The organism is Candidatus Mesenet endosymbiont of Phosphuga atrata (genome assembly GCF_964020175.1).
GTDB lineage: Bacteria > Pseudomonadota > Alphaproteobacteria > Rickettsiales > Anaplasmataceae > Mesenet.
Genome location: NZ_OZ026541.1, coordinates 1 through 14,440, shown reverse-complemented (window position 1 = coordinate 14,440; position 14,440 = coordinate 1). Strand labels below are relative to the sequence as shown.

General features: G+C 32.1%; 16 protein-coding genes and 3 pseudogenes. 12 read left to right on the top strand and 7 right to left on the bottom strand.

Annotated elements, in window-relative coordinates:
- Positions 1-20: 20 nt before the first annotated feature.
- Positions 21-1,268 (bottom strand): MFS transporter, encoded by a 1,248-nt coding sequence (locus AACL09_RS00085; protein WP_339047863.1) that lies wholly within the window; start codon positions 1,266-1,268, stop codon positions 21-23.
- 29 nt (positions 1,269-1,297) lie between these two features.
- Positions 1,298-1,927: a lipoyl(octanoyl) transferase LipB gene (gene lipB, locus AACL09_RS00080; protein WP_339047861.1), complete on the bottom strand. Its 630-nt coding sequence runs from the start codon at positions 1,925-1,927 to the stop codon at positions 1,298-1,300.
- A 140-nt stretch (positions 1,928-2,067) separates the two neighbouring features.
- Between lipB and AACL09_RS00075 the strand changes: the two genes are divergently transcribed.
- From AACL09_RS00075 to AACL09_RS00040, 8 genes and pseudogenes are all read left to right on the top strand, one after another.
- Positions 2,068-2,235 (top strand): hypothetical protein, encoded by a 168-nt coding sequence (locus AACL09_RS00075; RefSeq protein ID WP_339047859.1) that lies wholly within the window; start codon positions 2,068-2,070, stop codon positions 2,233-2,235.
- 223 nt (positions 2,236-2,458) lie between these two features.
- Positions 2,459-2,602, top strand: a complete 144-nt coding sequence (locus AACL09_RS06305) for a hypothetical protein (protein ID WP_410519805.1) — start codon at positions 2,459-2,461, stop codon at positions 2,600-2,602.
- Positions 2,603-3,151: 549 nt separating this feature from the next.
- Positions 3,152-3,478, top strand: a pseudogene (locus AACL09_RS00060) (GPW/gp25 family protein).
- 50 nt (positions 3,479-3,528) lie between these two features.
- A complete protein-coding gene (locus AACL09_RS00055) occupies positions 3,529-3,888 on the top strand; it encodes a hypothetical protein (RefSeq protein ID WP_339047857.1) in 360 nt (119 codons plus the stop codon).
- A gap of 95 nt (positions 3,889-3,983) precedes the next feature.
- Complete coding sequence (locus tag AACL09_RS00050) at positions 3,984-7,058, top strand: ankyrin repeat domain-containing protein (protein WP_339047854.1); 3,075 nt, start codon at positions 3,984-3,986, stop codon at positions 7,056-7,058.
- A 94-nt stretch (positions 7,059-7,152) separates the two neighbouring features.
- Entirely contained in the window at positions 7,153-7,353 is a 201-nt protein-coding gene (locus AACL09_RS00045; RefSeq protein ID WP_339046943.1) for a hypothetical protein, read from the top strand.
- Positions 7,354-8,193: 840 nt separating this feature from the next.
- Complete coding sequence (locus tag AACL09_RS06300) at positions 8,194-8,271, top strand: hypothetical protein (RefSeq protein WP_410519841.1); 78 nt, start codon at positions 8,194-8,196, stop codon at positions 8,269-8,271.
- A 143-nt stretch (positions 8,272-8,414) separates the two neighbouring features.
- Positions 8,415-8,471: a hypothetical protein gene (locus AACL09_RS00040; protein WP_339049053.1), complete on the top strand. Its 57-nt coding sequence runs from the start codon at positions 8,415-8,417 to the stop codon at positions 8,469-8,471.
- Positions 8,472-8,830: 359 nt separating this feature from the next.
- Here AACL09_RS00040 and pssA read toward each other — a convergent pair whose 3' ends face one another.
- Together pssA and AACL09_RS00030 are read right to left on the bottom strand one after the other, a co-directional pair.
- The gene (pssA, locus tag AACL09_RS00035) at positions 8,831-9,598 is read right to left on the bottom strand and encodes a CDP-diacylglycerol--serine O-phosphatidyltransferase (protein WP_339047852.1); all 768 of its coding nucleotides are present in this window, start codon (positions 9,596-9,598) and stop codon (positions 8,831-8,833) included.
- Between the two features lies 1 nt (position 9,599).
- Positions 9,600-10,295: a phosphatidylserine decarboxylase gene (locus tag AACL09_RS00030; protein WP_339047850.1), complete on the bottom strand. Its 696-nt coding sequence runs from the start codon at positions 10,293-10,295 to the stop codon at positions 9,600-9,602.
- 210 nt (positions 10,296-10,505) lie between these two features.
- Between AACL09_RS00030 and AACL09_RS00025 the strand changes: the two genes are divergently transcribed.
- The 4 genes and pseudogenes from AACL09_RS00025 to AACL09_RS06295 all read left to right on the top strand — a co-directional run bounded on the left by AACL09_RS00025 (position 10,506) and on the right by AACL09_RS06295 (position 12,402).
- Entirely contained in the window at positions 10,506-10,901 is a 396-nt protein-coding gene (locus AACL09_RS00025; protein WP_339047848.1) for a hypothetical protein, read from the top strand.
- 703 nt (positions 10,902-11,604) lie between these two features.
- Positions 11,605-11,736: pseudogene (locus tag AACL09_RS00020) on the top strand (IS481 family transposase); the annotation flags it as partial.
- An 88-nt stretch (positions 11,737-11,824) separates the two neighbouring features.
- Positions 11,825-11,959: a hypothetical protein gene (locus tag AACL09_RS00015; RefSeq protein ID WP_339047846.1), complete on the top strand. Its 135-nt coding sequence runs from the start codon at positions 11,825-11,827 to the stop codon at positions 11,957-11,959.
- Between the two features lie 365 nt (positions 11,960-12,324).
- On the top strand, positions 12,325-12,402 hold the full coding sequence (locus AACL09_RS06295; RefSeq protein ID WP_410519830.1) for a hypothetical protein: 78 nt from the start codon (positions 12,325-12,327) through the stop codon (positions 12,400-12,402).
- Positions 12,403-12,476: 74 nt separating this feature from the next.
- Here the strand turns inward: AACL09_RS06295 and AACL09_RS06290 are convergent, their stop codons facing one another.
- From AACL09_RS06290 to hemE, 3 genes and pseudogenes are all read right to left on the bottom strand, one after another.
- Positions 12,477-12,587 carry an IS630 transposase-related protein gene (locus AACL09_RS06290; protein ID WP_410519840.1) on the bottom strand — a complete coding sequence of 37 codons (111 nt, stop codon included), beginning with the start codon at positions 12,585-12,587 and terminating at the stop codon, positions 12,477-12,479.
- Between the two features lie 270 nt (positions 12,588-12,857).
- Entirely contained in the window at positions 12,858-13,358 is a 501-nt protein-coding gene (locus tag AACL09_RS00010) for a protein-disulfide reductase DsbD domain-containing protein (protein WP_339047844.1), read from the bottom strand.
- Between the two features lie 66 nt (positions 13,359-13,424).
- Positions 13,425-14,435 (bottom strand): annotated as a pseudogene (hemE, locus tag AACL09_RS00005) (uroporphyrinogen decarboxylase); the annotation flags it as partial.
- Positions 14,436-14,440: the final 5 nt, after the last annotated feature.

Here is a 14,440-nt window from a genome sequence, read left to right as displayed (position 1 = left end):
TAAGGCATCTAAACATCAGATTACCAATCAATATTCTTATCGCTTTTTTTAATTTGTAATACAGATATTAAACTGATCATTGCAGAGAAGATTATATAAAATCCTGGGGAAATCTTAATTCCTGTTGCCATCACAAGCCAAGTGCATATTAAAGGCGAGAATCCACCAAAAACTCCTGCTGAAATATTATGTGCCAAACTCAAACCAGTGTATCTAACTTTTGTTGGGAATAATTCACACACAATTGCGTTATATATGCCAAATGATGCTGCACTAGGCACAGCAAACATCAAATACGCAAATATAATAGCTAGATAGCTATTAGAGTGTAGCATAAGAAAAGCTGGAAAACTGGTTATAGCTAGTGTAACACAAGATAATACCATTATAGCTTTTTTTCCTATCTTATCAGATAAAATAGCAAAGGATACAGCAAGTATTCCATACAGTAGATTGCCAAAAATTTCTATTATGTAGGTAATATCAAAATTTACTGATGATACTTCCCTTATATAAGTTTTAAAAAATACTAAAAGAGCGTAAACAGAAGCATTTTGAGCAATGCCAATTCCTATGGATATAAGGAGTGGTCTTTTATAGTACTTAATAAACTCTAAGATTGGTGATTTTGATAAGTTTTTTTTATTTACTTGATATGCATAACTTTCATCAAAGATAAATCTTGTACATATAGCAACAAATCCCATAAATAGGGAAAATATAAACGGTAATCTCCATCCCCAAGAGTCAAAATCAGATGTTTTTTTACAGATTACTATTACTATTAAACAAATAATAGAACCAAGCATGCCACTTAAAACTTTGATGCTACCGAGAAAACTTAGATTTTTTTTATTATCTGCATTTTCAATTAAAAAAACTGAGCTACCTGCTTCTCCTCCCATTGCCATTCCTTGTAATAAACGAAGTATTGCTATAAGCAGTGATGCAAATATCCCTATACTACTATAACTCGGTACAAATGCAATAAATGCAGATGAAGCAGACATAAGTAGCGTTGAGATAAGTAGGGCAATTCTTCTGCCGTATTTATCACCAATGTGCCCAAATACAACTGCGCCAAATGGTCTTGCTAAAAAACCAATAGCAAAAACACTAAGGGCTTTTATTAAACTTATGTAATAGCCTTCTGACGAGAAAAAAACATCACTTATTATATAAATTAAAACGCCAAATAAAGTATAACCATACCATAAAATTACGTTGCAGATTACACTTGAGATTATTGCTTTCTTAATGTTTTTCATTTTTATAAGATTTTTGTCAACAATTGTAATTATGTTTTAGAAAATACTTTATAGAATTCTTTTTGTAAAACTTCATCAACTGCACTTAGGGAGGGTTTAATTCCTAATTTTTTCATAGAAGTGATTCCATATTCACTAATGCCACAAGGGATTATGCTGTTATAGTGGGATAGATCAGGGTGAACATTTAAGGCAATACCATGATAAGTGATCCACTTTCTTATCTTTATGCCAAAAGCTGCAATCTTTTCTTCTTTTCCATTTGTATTTACCCACACTCCTATTAAGTCACTTTTAAACTCTCCATAGATTGAAAAATGGCGTAGGCTGTTTATTATCCAGGTACTTAAATTTTTGATATACAGCCTTACATCGCATTTATTTCTTTTTTTAAGATCAAGCATTGCATAGATTACCCGTTGCCCTGGACCATGATAGGTATACTTACCTCCACGACCAGTTTGAAAAACAGGAATGGTGACATTTGTACTTATCTCTGCTGCATCTGCGCTGATACCTGCTGTATATATTGCTGGATGTTCAAGTAGCCAAATTAGCTCTGGTTTTATTCCACCAGAGATCAGCTTAATCCTCTCTTCCATAAATTCTACAGCATTTAAATATTCAATAGGTTCATCTGATTTGAGCCATTCTACCATAAGTGTATAGAGATAGGAGCTATTAATTTTTTACAGGCTGAAATAAAAACAAGCAATATATAAAATTATATTTATTAATAAATTAACATTATTTTAATATAAAATAAGTACAATTTGTAAATTAATTAATAAATAAGATTATGGCTACAGACCACTATACACGTCTTGGAATTAAAAAGGAAGAGTTTGATAAACTTGATAAGAAGGAAAAAGAAGAATTAGTGGAGAAGCAATTCAAGAAGATAGCACCTAAAGGATTGGTTGCTACGCTTCTTACTAAATTTCTTGCTCCAAAAAAATTTCAATAGACCTCTATCGAAACTAGCCTAAAATCAGAAAAGGGGAAGGTTTCAAAAAAATATAAAATAGTAAAAGAGTTGGAGGATGAGAAATTTCGCAAGGGCTAAAAATTCAATAAGATAGTGAAAGTTCTACAGGAAAAAAGAGGAAGGCTAAATGAGGAAATTAATGGCATTATTCGTGGACCTATTTCCATGTTGCACAAAGCTATGGGAGATATAAAACAGTAAAGTGGGTAGAATAATAGAGCACCCAGATTTTGCGTTACCGAATCGAAAAGAATTATTAAAAAGTGATATGGAATATGAAGTTTTAGTGATAGATAGTACAGAAACACCGATAGAAAGACCCAAAAAAAGCAACGAATTCAGGTAAGAAATACATTCAAAACTCAGTTAATTGTAGAAAAACAGAGCAAATCATTTGCAAACGGCAGAATTTTCGAATATTCAAGGAATCAAAAATTGTTAAAGTTTTAGCGGATAGTGGATACAGAGGGATGAGAAAAATTCATGAGAGCTGCCACATAGAAAAACAAAAAATTGACTAACGAACAAAAGAAAGAAAATCGGGAACCCATGAGCAAAAGAGTGGTAATAGAGAATGTGATTGGGTTAGATTCAAAATTATCGCAGAGTTTTGCTCTGAGATTCAATTTGATTGCTGCTATTTATAATTTTCTATATGAGTTTCGAAAGAGGTCTATTGTTGTTCGAATAGGAGATTATTGCGTAACCACATATTTGTACTAAAGGAAGCAATGATATGTTTGTAAATGGAAATCCTGTTGCAAGAAAGTCTGATAATTTCACAGAAAATAAAGTGTTAATTCAGCTACTGTTTTTGCTTTGGTATAGCAAGAGTGGGAGATTTAGTCTCATGTGGATTTGAAGTAATAAGTATAATGTATTTTGTAATTAAAACATGAGGGGAATGAGTGTCAGTAATGGTAAGGTATTAGAAGGGTTAGAGCATTTAAAGCAATCGATAGTTGATATTCTAACCACACCAATTGGCAGTAGAGTTATGAGATGGCTCTAGACTATTTGAACTTATAGATAAATCGAAACTTGGAGATCTATGCAGCAGTTGCTGAAGCTTTAGCCAAATGGGAAAGAAGATTTAAACTTGATAGAGTTAAAATTACAGAAGTGAGTGAAGGTTTTATCACTCGAAGGAAAGTATCTGCCAGAAGGGAAGAATGTTTCTTTTGATAATATAACAATTTGCTTGAAGAAGTTTATTGATTGAATATTATCTATAATATTCTAATTTTATCATATTCAATAAGGGGGGATATGATGTTATCATCTTATGAATCAGTTAAAATATCAAATGTTGAAGAACTAAAAAAGCAAGGCCAACAAAAGCGTTCATACATAGATATGAAACGTCCTGAAGACGTAGGAGAGTTTAATTTGAGCATGACAATATATAAACGAATTGAATTGGAAGAGCGGCGTGTTATTTTAAATCGTATAAAAGAAATAGAGGAAGAGTATAAAGGTTCTGTAAATCATTCTACTACAGAGAAAATAATAGATAGTTTGTCAGAGCTTAATGAAAGCTTTTTACAGCATAACCTAAACTATATAAGCATGATGTTTCCTTTAGTTGCAAGTAATGTAAGGAAAAAAAGTACTCTAATGTTATCTATTTAGCTAATTCCTTAAAATCTTCAGATGTCCTTTAAGAGAAAATTTAACTTACGTCTATAAACTAAATATAGCATACAAAACAGGTAGAGGGGAAAAATATGGCTGCGGAGGAAAGTTCTTTAAGTAGAGAGGATATACCGGAAGATTTATGGGAAGAGCAAATAGCTAAGTGGTCTAGTGAAGAGCTAAAACTAACAAAGAATCAAAGAAAATTAAATAGTGAATTTTTGAACAAATTGAAAAATTTAAGATTATATTTAGGAGTTTATGATTTCAACACAGATTTTGAATATGATCGTCCTGGTACTGTAGAACTTAAGAAATTTTTAGAAGCTTATAAGAATGATCGAGACTTAAAAGTAGTATTTGATCTTAAAAGAGGAGAATCAAAAATAACAGTACTACATGAAGTAGTTAACTTTAATATTGATGTCCTAGATCTATTATTGAAAGCTGGTGCTAATCCAAATGTGCAAGACAAATATGGAAAAACACCACTGCATTATGTTGCCGATAATAGTGGATCCCATGAATGTGATGAGAGTATAAGTTGTCTTTTGGAGCAAGGAGCAAGAGTTGATATTCAAGATAATTATGGCAATACACCACTACATTACGCAGCTGATCGTGGATATGTTGAGGGGACAGAGCTTCTTGTAGAAAAAAATCAAGGAATTAACATTACAAATAAGGATCAAAACACAGCATTACATCTTGCCCTTTCTAATAAAGACGTGCGTGTTGCAGAATCTATTCTAGATCAAGGTAAAAATGTAAATGTCAATATAGAAAACCAGAATGGATGGGTTCCATTATCACTTGCTGCATTTTCAAATTCTACAGAAGTAATACATAGAATATTAGCAAGAGGAGCAAATATTAAGTATACAGACAGTAAAGGTAACAGTGCTTTACATTATGCTGCGTGTAATGACTATACAGGAGATAATCTAAAAACTACTAAATGTGATTTACTTTCGCCAGATAATGATCCGTTAAATAGTAATAGTAACGATTATTCTGAAGATACAGCAGTGAAAAATGTAAATGAACTTATTGCTGCAGGTATGGATGTTAATATTCGTAATAAAAATGGTAACACACCGTTGTTTTTTGCTGTCGAAGATATGAAACCTGAAGTAGTTAAACAGCTTATATGGCAAGGAGCAAATATAGAAGCAGAAGATGGGTATGGCTATACAGCGCTTCACTATGCAGTAAAAATAAGAAGTTTGAGAATGTTAAAAACATTACTTCCTCATCAGGTAGATAGTGATGGAATTGAGAGTGATGAAGAGATAGATGGTGAAAAAGCTAGAGTTCTACTTTCCAGCGCTGTGGATAAAAAAGGAAACACACTTTTGCATCACGCAGTTAAACTAGGATGTAGTAGGGAAATGCTTAACTTTCTTGTAGGAAACGGAATAGATATTAATGCAAAAAATAAAAATGGAATAGCACCTATTCATATAGCTGCTAAATATGGCCACGAACACCTCATGGATTTTTTTATAGAAAATAAAGCAGATATTAATGTTCAATGTGGAAATTTTACAGAATCGGAAGTTGGGTCTGGAGAAGAAAAGTTTATCAACATGCAAGATGGCAGTGCTGATGAAAGCAGTGTTATATATGTTGAAAATGATGCTAATTACAAAAAAGCAACACCCATGTCAATAGCCACTAGCAATAGTCACAAAGATGCTGTGAAAAGGTTATTGTTGCAAGGAGCAAAGCCAAGTATTGGTAATGATAAGGGCTGGACACCTATACATATAGCGATTAGAAAAGCATGTGATAAGAATTGTGAAGAAGAGGAAAGAGAAAGAGCATATAAAATCATAGAAAGGTTAGCAGTATTTTCTAGTGTTGAATATTTCAGACCAAAGGGTCTCATTAATAAAATGATTGCAAAAACAAAAGAGGTACTGACTGGTGGGACTCAAGGGTTACCAAACCTTATGCAAATGGTAAATGAAGATAGAAGAATTAGAGATATAATAGAAAGTGCCTTAAAAAGCAGAGAAAACAACCAATCATCAACTGCTCCAGTGGATGAATATGCTCCTAGTGCTCCGCTTGATGATAGTTTTTATGATAAATTAGGATCTTATGTGGAAGAGATACCTGATCTTTATCCCGATTTTGTACAGGAATTTGATCAAGAGCTAGAAGAAAGCACTAATATAGATATTGTAGAATTTTCTGAACAAAAAGATATAGAAGAAATACCTGACAACAAATCAGATAAGTTCTCAGATGGAATAGCTAAAGATATTATTGGACTAAATAAAGCTGTAAATGAAGCGTTAGAGTTGGGAATAAAAATAAAACACGGTTTTGTCAATCTAGTTATGGCAGAAATTGAACAATTAAATGGAGTAAAGGAGAACCCTGAAATTGCAAGTGATATAATTTGTAAGCTGATATCAAAAGGAGCTGATATTAGTAAGTATCAGAAAATGAATGAAGAATTAGAAGTATTATTAAAAAATCACAAGGTTAAAATGCTAAAGGCTAATTCTGAATTTTTCAACCTTACTAGAGATTTGCATGACGTTGCAACAAAAGCAACATATGAAGGTGAAGTCAGTCGCGTAGAGATAGACAATACTACTTTTTACTTAGAATATTTACCAAACAGTATAATAGATACTGCTAAAATTATAGATGGAACAAGGGATTTAAGGTTAAATCAAGGAAACATAGTACTTGGTGGCAATGTGATTAAAATAGGCAGTAGTAAAGTAGAAATTGAGATAAAGGACAAAGTAAGAAATTATACAAACCTTTCAGACAATAGTAACATTATGCTCACTTTTCGTACTAGCATAGGAGAATTAAAAGTTAAGTTATGTCATAGTATGCAAAATGAGGATGTGATTGAAGTAAAGGTATGTGATCGAGAAAAATTTGAGCAATTAGTTAGAAATCAGGAAGAAATAGGAAAGAATTGCTTATTAGGAGGATTAGCTGTTTGCGATGCTGTTAAGAAAGGATATTTTATAAGATCAGAAAAGTATCAATCCTCTGAAATAATACAGGATATATCTCAAGATACCGAGGAAAGGGTGGATTATATAGCTCAAGGAAACAATAAAGTAAATACAAAAAATATCTGGCAAAATATGTTAGAAACAAAAAGAGAAAGCAGTTGTGAAAGAGGGATGTAAATTATATTTTACATTCTGTTTGAAGAAGCTATTTTTAAAGAGAGCGTTCAACAAACCATGTCAAACCGAATATAAATAATATAAAAAAGGAGGAATGAACGAAAAAACACCGAATAAAACCAGTGGAATAGTAGACTATAAAGAGTTAACATATTATCGCCCATCCGAGAAACTAACTGGAAAAGGAGGAACTGCTAATCAAAAAGTTACTAGAGGCAAGTTTAGAAAGAAAATAAATGAGAATGAAATCGTAGAAAAGCTCAAAGACTGTATACACAGATACAGACTCATTTGAGCTTTCGAGATAGAGATGGAAGTTTTGAACCACAAAAAGAGGCAGACTAATTTACATCCTGAACTTGAAAATTAGCACAGCGGTATGAGTTACAAAATCGCATATTGAAGAAATTATAAGATATCAGCTGCAACAATATCCAGCATTACAGATAAATTGCTACCAATAAGTGGCGTATTTGCAAACCATTTATTCAATATGGATGGAATGTTTTTCAAGGTTAAAGTAAGCAAATTCGGCATAGATCAAAAAAAGAGGTATTAGGCTTTTATAGTACTTTCAAAAATAAGTGATAAAGGTATAATGAAATTTTTAATATATAAAGAGATAGCTTAGATTTACGGGAGAAAGCGGTATCTATGGTTGAGAAAGGGAAGTCGAAAGCTGAGGTTGTGGAGCTGTTGGAATAGCAATACTATACAGATGGCTGAAAAAGAAAGCTGTTGGTTAAAACCAGCAAAAAATGGTAATTTTATCCGAAAAATAGACCCCTAGAAGAATATGTAAAAAAGCATCCAGCTGGCAGAGATGAAAAAGATTTATCGAAAAAATTGCCAAAATAGACCAATCGTATATATAGATGAAAGATTATATAGAGAATATGGACAAGAGGAGAGAAAATACATGCACTGGCAAAAGACGAGAACATAATAGGATGGAGGAAGATTTCAATGACTGTTTACTGGAGGTTATGATAAAGAAGTATTTAATACATGGTTAGAACACTACCGGAGCTGCCTGTTAATACAACTGTAGTTATCGATAATGCAATAAAACCGCTAAAACAAGAGAATTAATTGAAAAGGCAATTTACTCTATCTTCCTCCATATTCTCCTGATTTGAACCCCATTGAGCATTGCTCGCACACCATCAAAAGTTACCTCAAATGCATCAACATTTCTTCTTCTTGTTGGTAACGCTATTATTGAGGTTTATCGTTTCTTTTAGGAAAGACTATATGTAGAGAAGTTTTTATGCTTCGAAAAAACGAAGTTATAGTCTGTGATAATGCTTCATTTCACAAATCCATAAAAACGAAAAATTTGATTAAAAATTCAAATTGATATTTTTGCCACCATATTCACCAGATCTGAATCCAATTGAGCATTTTTTTTAAAGTCTAGAATTAGAAAACTGATGCAAAAACATAAATTTAGCTATCTATCGCGCTTTCCAATAGTCCTGATTTAAAGTGAATTTACTATTACAGATACAATAGATAAAATTATTGGTTATGAACTTAGTTCGGAATATAGGTCTAATACTTTACACAAATCAACTAATAATATAGTTGGAAAAGTAATTAATGGCAATGAGCAAATAAATGATACTCCTAGTCGTGTAATTAAAGTTCAAGATATAATTAATTATGTTATTGATCATACTCCTTTGCATCAAAAAGGTTCTATTGATTTCCACTAAACAATTAACACTTTTTATAAATTAGAAACTGAAGAATCACTAATTATAAAGTAATTAGTGATTCTTATACGCAAAGTATAAATAAATCGCGCTACTTATAGGTATTGTTAATATGTATACTATCCCTACTATTGGTAGTGTTATCCAAGGTTTAGTTATAAGAGAGATAATTAGTATGCCAAAAATTAGCATGAATATATAAGACAGGCTTTTTGGTATGTATAAATGCTTAGCAGAAAAAGTTGGAATATTACTTACCAAAAGAAGGGCTATTACTCCAGAATATATAGCTATATTGTTTTTAGTTAGAAACTTTTCTGCAATAAAAACATATTCGCTTTCATAAAGTTGAAAGGTAATAATTACAGGTAAGAGCAACAACAAGGCACCTAAAGGTGCAGGTACACCAGCAAAAAAGAAATTTTGCCATGGTAATTTTTTTTCATTTAGTGAAATATTAAAACGTGCAAGCCTTATCGACATACAAGTTACGTATATCATAACAAGCATCCACCCAATGACCCTTATTTCTTTAAGTACCCAAAAATAAAGCAAAAATGCTGGTGCTACACCAAAGCTAAGAAAATCAGCAAAGGAATCAAGCTCTGCACCAAAATGACTTGTAGACCCAAACAAACGTGCTATTCTACCATCTATTCCGTCAACAATTGCAGCAATTAGTATAAAAATGATAGATAATTCATATTGCTTTATAAATGTAAATTTAATTGCAGTAAGCCCACAACATAAACCCAATAGAGTTACAACATTAGGAAATAATTTAGTAATTGGTAAGAACTTAAGATTACTATCTTCGTCCATACTATATAATGTTAAAGCTTAATTTCTTTTGAGAACTGTCCTTTAAATTTGCAATTACGGTCTCACCACCTACTACAGTTTGCCCCTCTACCACACTTAACTTAATGCTATGCTGAAAATATATATTAACACGGCTACCAAATCTTATTATGCCAAATCTTTCTCCCGCTTTAACTTGCTGATCAACTTTTAAATTGCAAACTATGCGGCGAGCAATCAATCCTGCAATTTGGTCAACAATAATCTCCTTGCCGTCTTTACAAGTAATTAAAGTTACTTGTTTTTCGTTTTCATAGCAAGACTTATCCAGCATTGCAGAAAAAAATCTTCCTTTTTTATATACTAAATTCCTTACTATACCAGAAATTGGTACGCGATTTACATGAACGTCCGTAACACTTAAAAATATGCTGACACACGTAAATTTTTCTTGTTTACCATCTTGCTTCTGATCTAACAAGGGATGATCGATCTCCATAATTTTATCTATTACACCGTCAGCTGGACTCAATATTAAATTTTCATCATTTAATACAACCCTTGCCGGATCACGGAAGAAATAAATACAGATTAAAGTTAAAAATAAAAAAGTGATACCAATTCCCCAAGAAAGGGCAAACGCTATACAAGACACAATAAAGGAGATCGCTATAAAGATATAACCTTCTCTGTTTATGTTAGGTATAAATTTGCACATCTGTAAAACTTCAATAAATAGTAAATAATAGTAAATTATGAAAAGTATTTTAACAAGGGTTATAATTCTTGTGTACTAAAAATAGATGAATTAACAATATAGTTTATAAAAATTTAAGAAATGTATTATTAATATACGCAGAATTATAGAGCATAAATGGTGAGAACTGTTAACTACAAGAAAATTCTATTGTTCATAGTCATTATTACCATGACTTTTATTTTTGTTTCTTTTACAGGAGGGTTTGCTCTGTTAAAATTAATTAAAATGAGTAAACCACTTGTTACTTATCCAGAAAACACTACCGGTTATGACTTTTCTGTAGACTGGTTTAGCCATAATTTAGAGAGCTGGAATAAATATAAAGCTTTTTTTGAAGGTAATGAGAATTCTCAATGCCTTGAGATTGGTGCCCTTGAGGGTAGATCAACACTGTATACTGTTCAGAATTACTGTAACTCAAAAAATAGTAAGACTTATGTTATAGATACGTGGGAGTGGCCGATATCATATTACACACCACAAGAACAGAAAGATTTATTCGCTATATTTTCTTATAATTTAAGAGACTACATAAAAAATAAAAAAGTTGTTCCCCTTAGGTAGTGTCGACAATTATTGCAACCAAAGATAAATGCCAGCAAAAAAGATAAGAAAGCGATGACTAATTTGTCATAACAACTCTGCGGAAATGCTTGATTTTATTGAATCGATTAGATTTCTCTCTTTGTACAGCTCTTTATCGTATTCTCTCGGTTGTTGGAACGCGGTGGCATAACTGGCTCTGCATTTACAGCTTCTGCGGCCTCAATCATGTAGTTTGCATCTTATCAGCGATTCCATATTCTTACCTTCTATCAGATCTAAAGCTTTTGCATAATCCGATCTGCAGTAACAAAAAATCTCAATGAAGCATGTAATTTGCTTGAAATTTAGAACGCCCCAACTCTTGCCCTTGCACTTTACATTTTTTTCTTGCACCAGCTGCGTGTTGATATGATTGTTGAATCTATCATTCTGTATCTTCATTAACTGCTAAAGTATTGAAAATCATTTGCCATATACCGGATATCTCATGAATCTCTTATTGACCATTTTCCATATTCTGCTGGCAAAGCTCTCCACTGTTCTACCTATCCACATTACTGCAGCTATAAATTTTCTGTTATCTTTTGCACTCCTGCCACTTCTTTTCCTGGCAAGCTGTCTTTTATCCTATCCCATTCCCCATCTTTCATGTCTTGCTTCTCTCACTTTTTAAAAGAAATATTATACCATTATCATTTTTTATTGTCGACACTACCTAGGAAAAAGAATGCCTTTCCATTGCCAAAGAATTCAAACTGATAGAAGACAGGAATTTTTTGCTTATGAGGTACAAGAACGTTTTAGAGAATGGAAAATTAAATTTCGTCCTATTAAGCCGTTTTCCCCGCATCTATAGTACTTTCAAAAATAAGTGATAAAGGTATAATGAAATTTTTAGTATATAAAGAGATAGCTTAGATTTACGGGAGAAAGCGGTATCTATGGTTGAGAAAGGGAAGTCGAAAGCTGAGGTTGCGGAGCTTTTAGAAATAGGAATTGTACAGATGGCTAAAAAAGAAAGCTGTTGGTTAAAACCAGCAAAAAATGGTAATTTTATCCGAAAAATAGATCCCTAGAAGAATATGTAAAAAAGCATCCAGCTGGCAGAGATGAAATTGGTTTCGGAATAAGCGCAATTTGGTACAACAGCTAAAAATCACATTAAAAAAAATTTATCAAGAGATGAAAGATTATATAGAGAATATGGACAAGAGGAGAGAAAATACATGCACTGGCAAAAGACGAGAACATAATAGGATGGAAGAAGATTTCAATGACTTTTACTGGAGGTTGTGATAAAGAAGTATTTAATACATGGTTAGAACACTACCGGAGCTGCCTGTTAATACAACTGTAGTTATCGATAATGCAATAAAACCGCTAAAACAAGAGAATTAATTGAAAAGGCAATTTACTCTATCTTCCTCCATATTCTCCTGATTTGAACCCCATTGAACATTGCTCGCATACCATCAAAAGTTACCTCAAATGCATCAACATTTCTTCTTGTTGTTGGTAACGCTATTATTGAGGTTTATCATTCAGTTTAGGAAAGACTATAGTTGAACGAGCTTTTGCTCATCTTTGCTTTGTTTACTCTTTTTTTACGCTCAAGTTTCTTAGCTTCTTTAACCACTCGAAAATAGTGCTTCTTCCAATTTTAAAAACCCTACAAGCTTCAGCTTTCGAATATCCAGAGTTTATAAATTCTATTACTTTTTTTCTTAAGTCTAACGAATGTCATATCTTTTATTCTCACAAATCTATTATTTTTAATAATAGTCCTTTTGTATAGTGAATTTACTATATCTAAAAAATGGTTTTTTTCATTTTCTAAACTTTATAATTAAATCAAATATACAAATAATTAACTGAATGTAAATAAGGGTAAGAATTTCCTCGTAACATGTCTATTTTTTAATCAATTCTACAAGTACTATAGCAAAAAATGATCTTACAATAATTCTTGAAATTTTAAAGATTATTCCATTCGTTTATCAAATTGCTGACCCTTTTGTCTATAAAATAATCAGATCCAATTTTAAGCCTAATCCCTTCTTTTTTTGGAATGCATATTTCTTTGCAAACAGCATATTCAACTGTTAACAAAAATTCAGCACCATTACTGTTTTTTAGTAAATCAATTGTCATTGGAAATACAACAATGCCTTCATATATAAAACTTATAAATGCATCTTCCTCTATTCTGTATATATGCAATTTTGGTTTTGGCCAATGTGTTTTGACAATAAACATTTTATCATCAAAGCTAAATGACGTTGGTATACCAAAATCCCCATTATCTTTGTAGTATATATGCCACCCAGTTTCAATTTTTGCTTTTAAAGCTGCTTCAATTTTTGAATCTTCCACTTTGCCAACTAGCAATTCGAACTCTACAATCCTATCTCTGCTTATTACAACATAAGGACACAATAGCAGCAAAATCAATAATATAAGAAATCTTGATTTCATAAGTATTTCACTATTTTTGCACAAGAATACAACTAAAACGATAATAATCTATTAAAATATAAATTAATAGTTGTTAATAAATTTAACCAACTCTTCAACATGCTCAACTGGAGTATCTGGTATTATACCATGACCTAGATTAAATATAAACGGCTTATCTACAAAACAATCCATTATCTTCTTTGCTTGCTCAATTGCTCCTGCTTTATCATATGCTAGCAAATACGGGTCCAAATTTCCTTGTACTGGTAGTTCTATGTTATCCCTAATCCAATTTATAGGCATACTATAATCTACGCTTACAGCAGAGATACCAGTTTGCGTAGCGTATTTTTTATAAAACAAACCTGCATTTCTTGGAAATCCTATTATTGGAAATTCTGGATATTTACTCCTAATACTAGATACTATTTTTCTTGTAGGCTTTATTACCCATTTATCAAAAATCTCTTCTGTAAGTAACCCTGCATTACTCTCAAAAAGCTGTATAATGTCCACTCCACTTTCTATTTTCCTTATAAGGTAAGCAGTAGTTACATCTACTAACCTTCCTATAATAAACTCAAAATCAGACTTATTTGTGTAACACATCTTTTTTATTTGTAGCAGCTGTTTACTACTTCCTCCTTCTACTATGTACGATGCAACTGTCCAAGGGCCACCTGCAAAGCCAATTAGTGCTTTTTCTTTTTGTAATTTCTCTCTTACCAGCTTTACTGCTTTAAATACTGGTGAGAGCTTATCTAGCGCCTCTTCTTTACTTTTTAGTGCTAAATAGTTATTTATTGGGTGAATCTTTGGTCCAAAATCCTTAATAAATTCAACATTAAAACCAAGCGCATCTGCTATTACTAAAATATCCGAAAAGATTATAGCAGCATCTAAGCCAAATCTTTCTATTGGTTGTAATGTGAGCTCTTTTACCAAATCTGGCGTATAACAAAGACTAATAAAGTTAGCTGATTTTTGTACTACTTTGTGATACTCTGGGAGATACCTCCCAGCCTGGCGCATTAGCCATATACTTTTTCTTCTGCCTTTTGTTCTTTCTTTTATTACTTTTACTAAACCTTCCTTTTCCA

Coding starts and splice junctions, on each gene's coding strand:
- lipB (WP_339047861.1), bottom strand. CDS start 1,927: ATGGTAGAATGGCTCAAATCAGATGAACCTATTGAATATTTAAATGCT.
- AACL09_RS00085 (WP_339047863.1), bottom strand. CDS start 1,268: ATGAAAAACATTAAGAAAGCAATAATCTCAAGTGTAATCTGCAACGTA.
- AACL09_RS00075 (WP_339047859.1), top strand. CDS start 2,068: ATGGCTACAGACCACTATACACGTCTTGGAATTAAAAAGGAAGAGTTT.
- AACL09_RS00010 (WP_339047844.1), bottom strand. CDS start 13,358: ATGAAATCAAGATTTCTTATATTATTGATTTTGCTGCTATTGTGTCCT.
- AACL09_RS00015 (WP_339047846.1), top strand. CDS start 11,825: ATGGTTGAGAAAGGGAAGTCGAAAGCTGAGGTTGCGGAGCTTTTAGAA.
- pssA (WP_339047852.1), bottom strand. CDS start 9,598: ATGGACGAAGATAGTAATCTTAAGTTCTTACCAATTACTAAATTATTT.
- AACL09_RS00050 (WP_339047854.1), top strand. CDS start 3,984: ATGGCTGCGGAGGAAAGTTCTTTAAGTAGAGAGGATATACCGGAAGAT.
- AACL09_RS00045 (WP_339046943.1), top strand. CDS start 7,153: ATGAACGAAAAAACACCGAATAAAACCAGTGGAATAGTAGACTATAAA.
- AACL09_RS00025 (WP_339047848.1), top strand. CDS start 10,506: ATGACTTTTATTTTTGTTTCTTTTACAGGAGGGTTTGCTCTGTTAAAA.
- AACL09_RS00055 (WP_339047857.1), top strand. CDS start 3,529: ATGTTATCATCTTATGAATCAGTTAAAATATCAAATGTTGAAGAACTA.
- AACL09_RS00030 (WP_339047850.1), bottom strand. CDS start 10,295: ATGTGCAAATTTATACCTAACATAAACAGAGAAGGTTATATCTTTATA.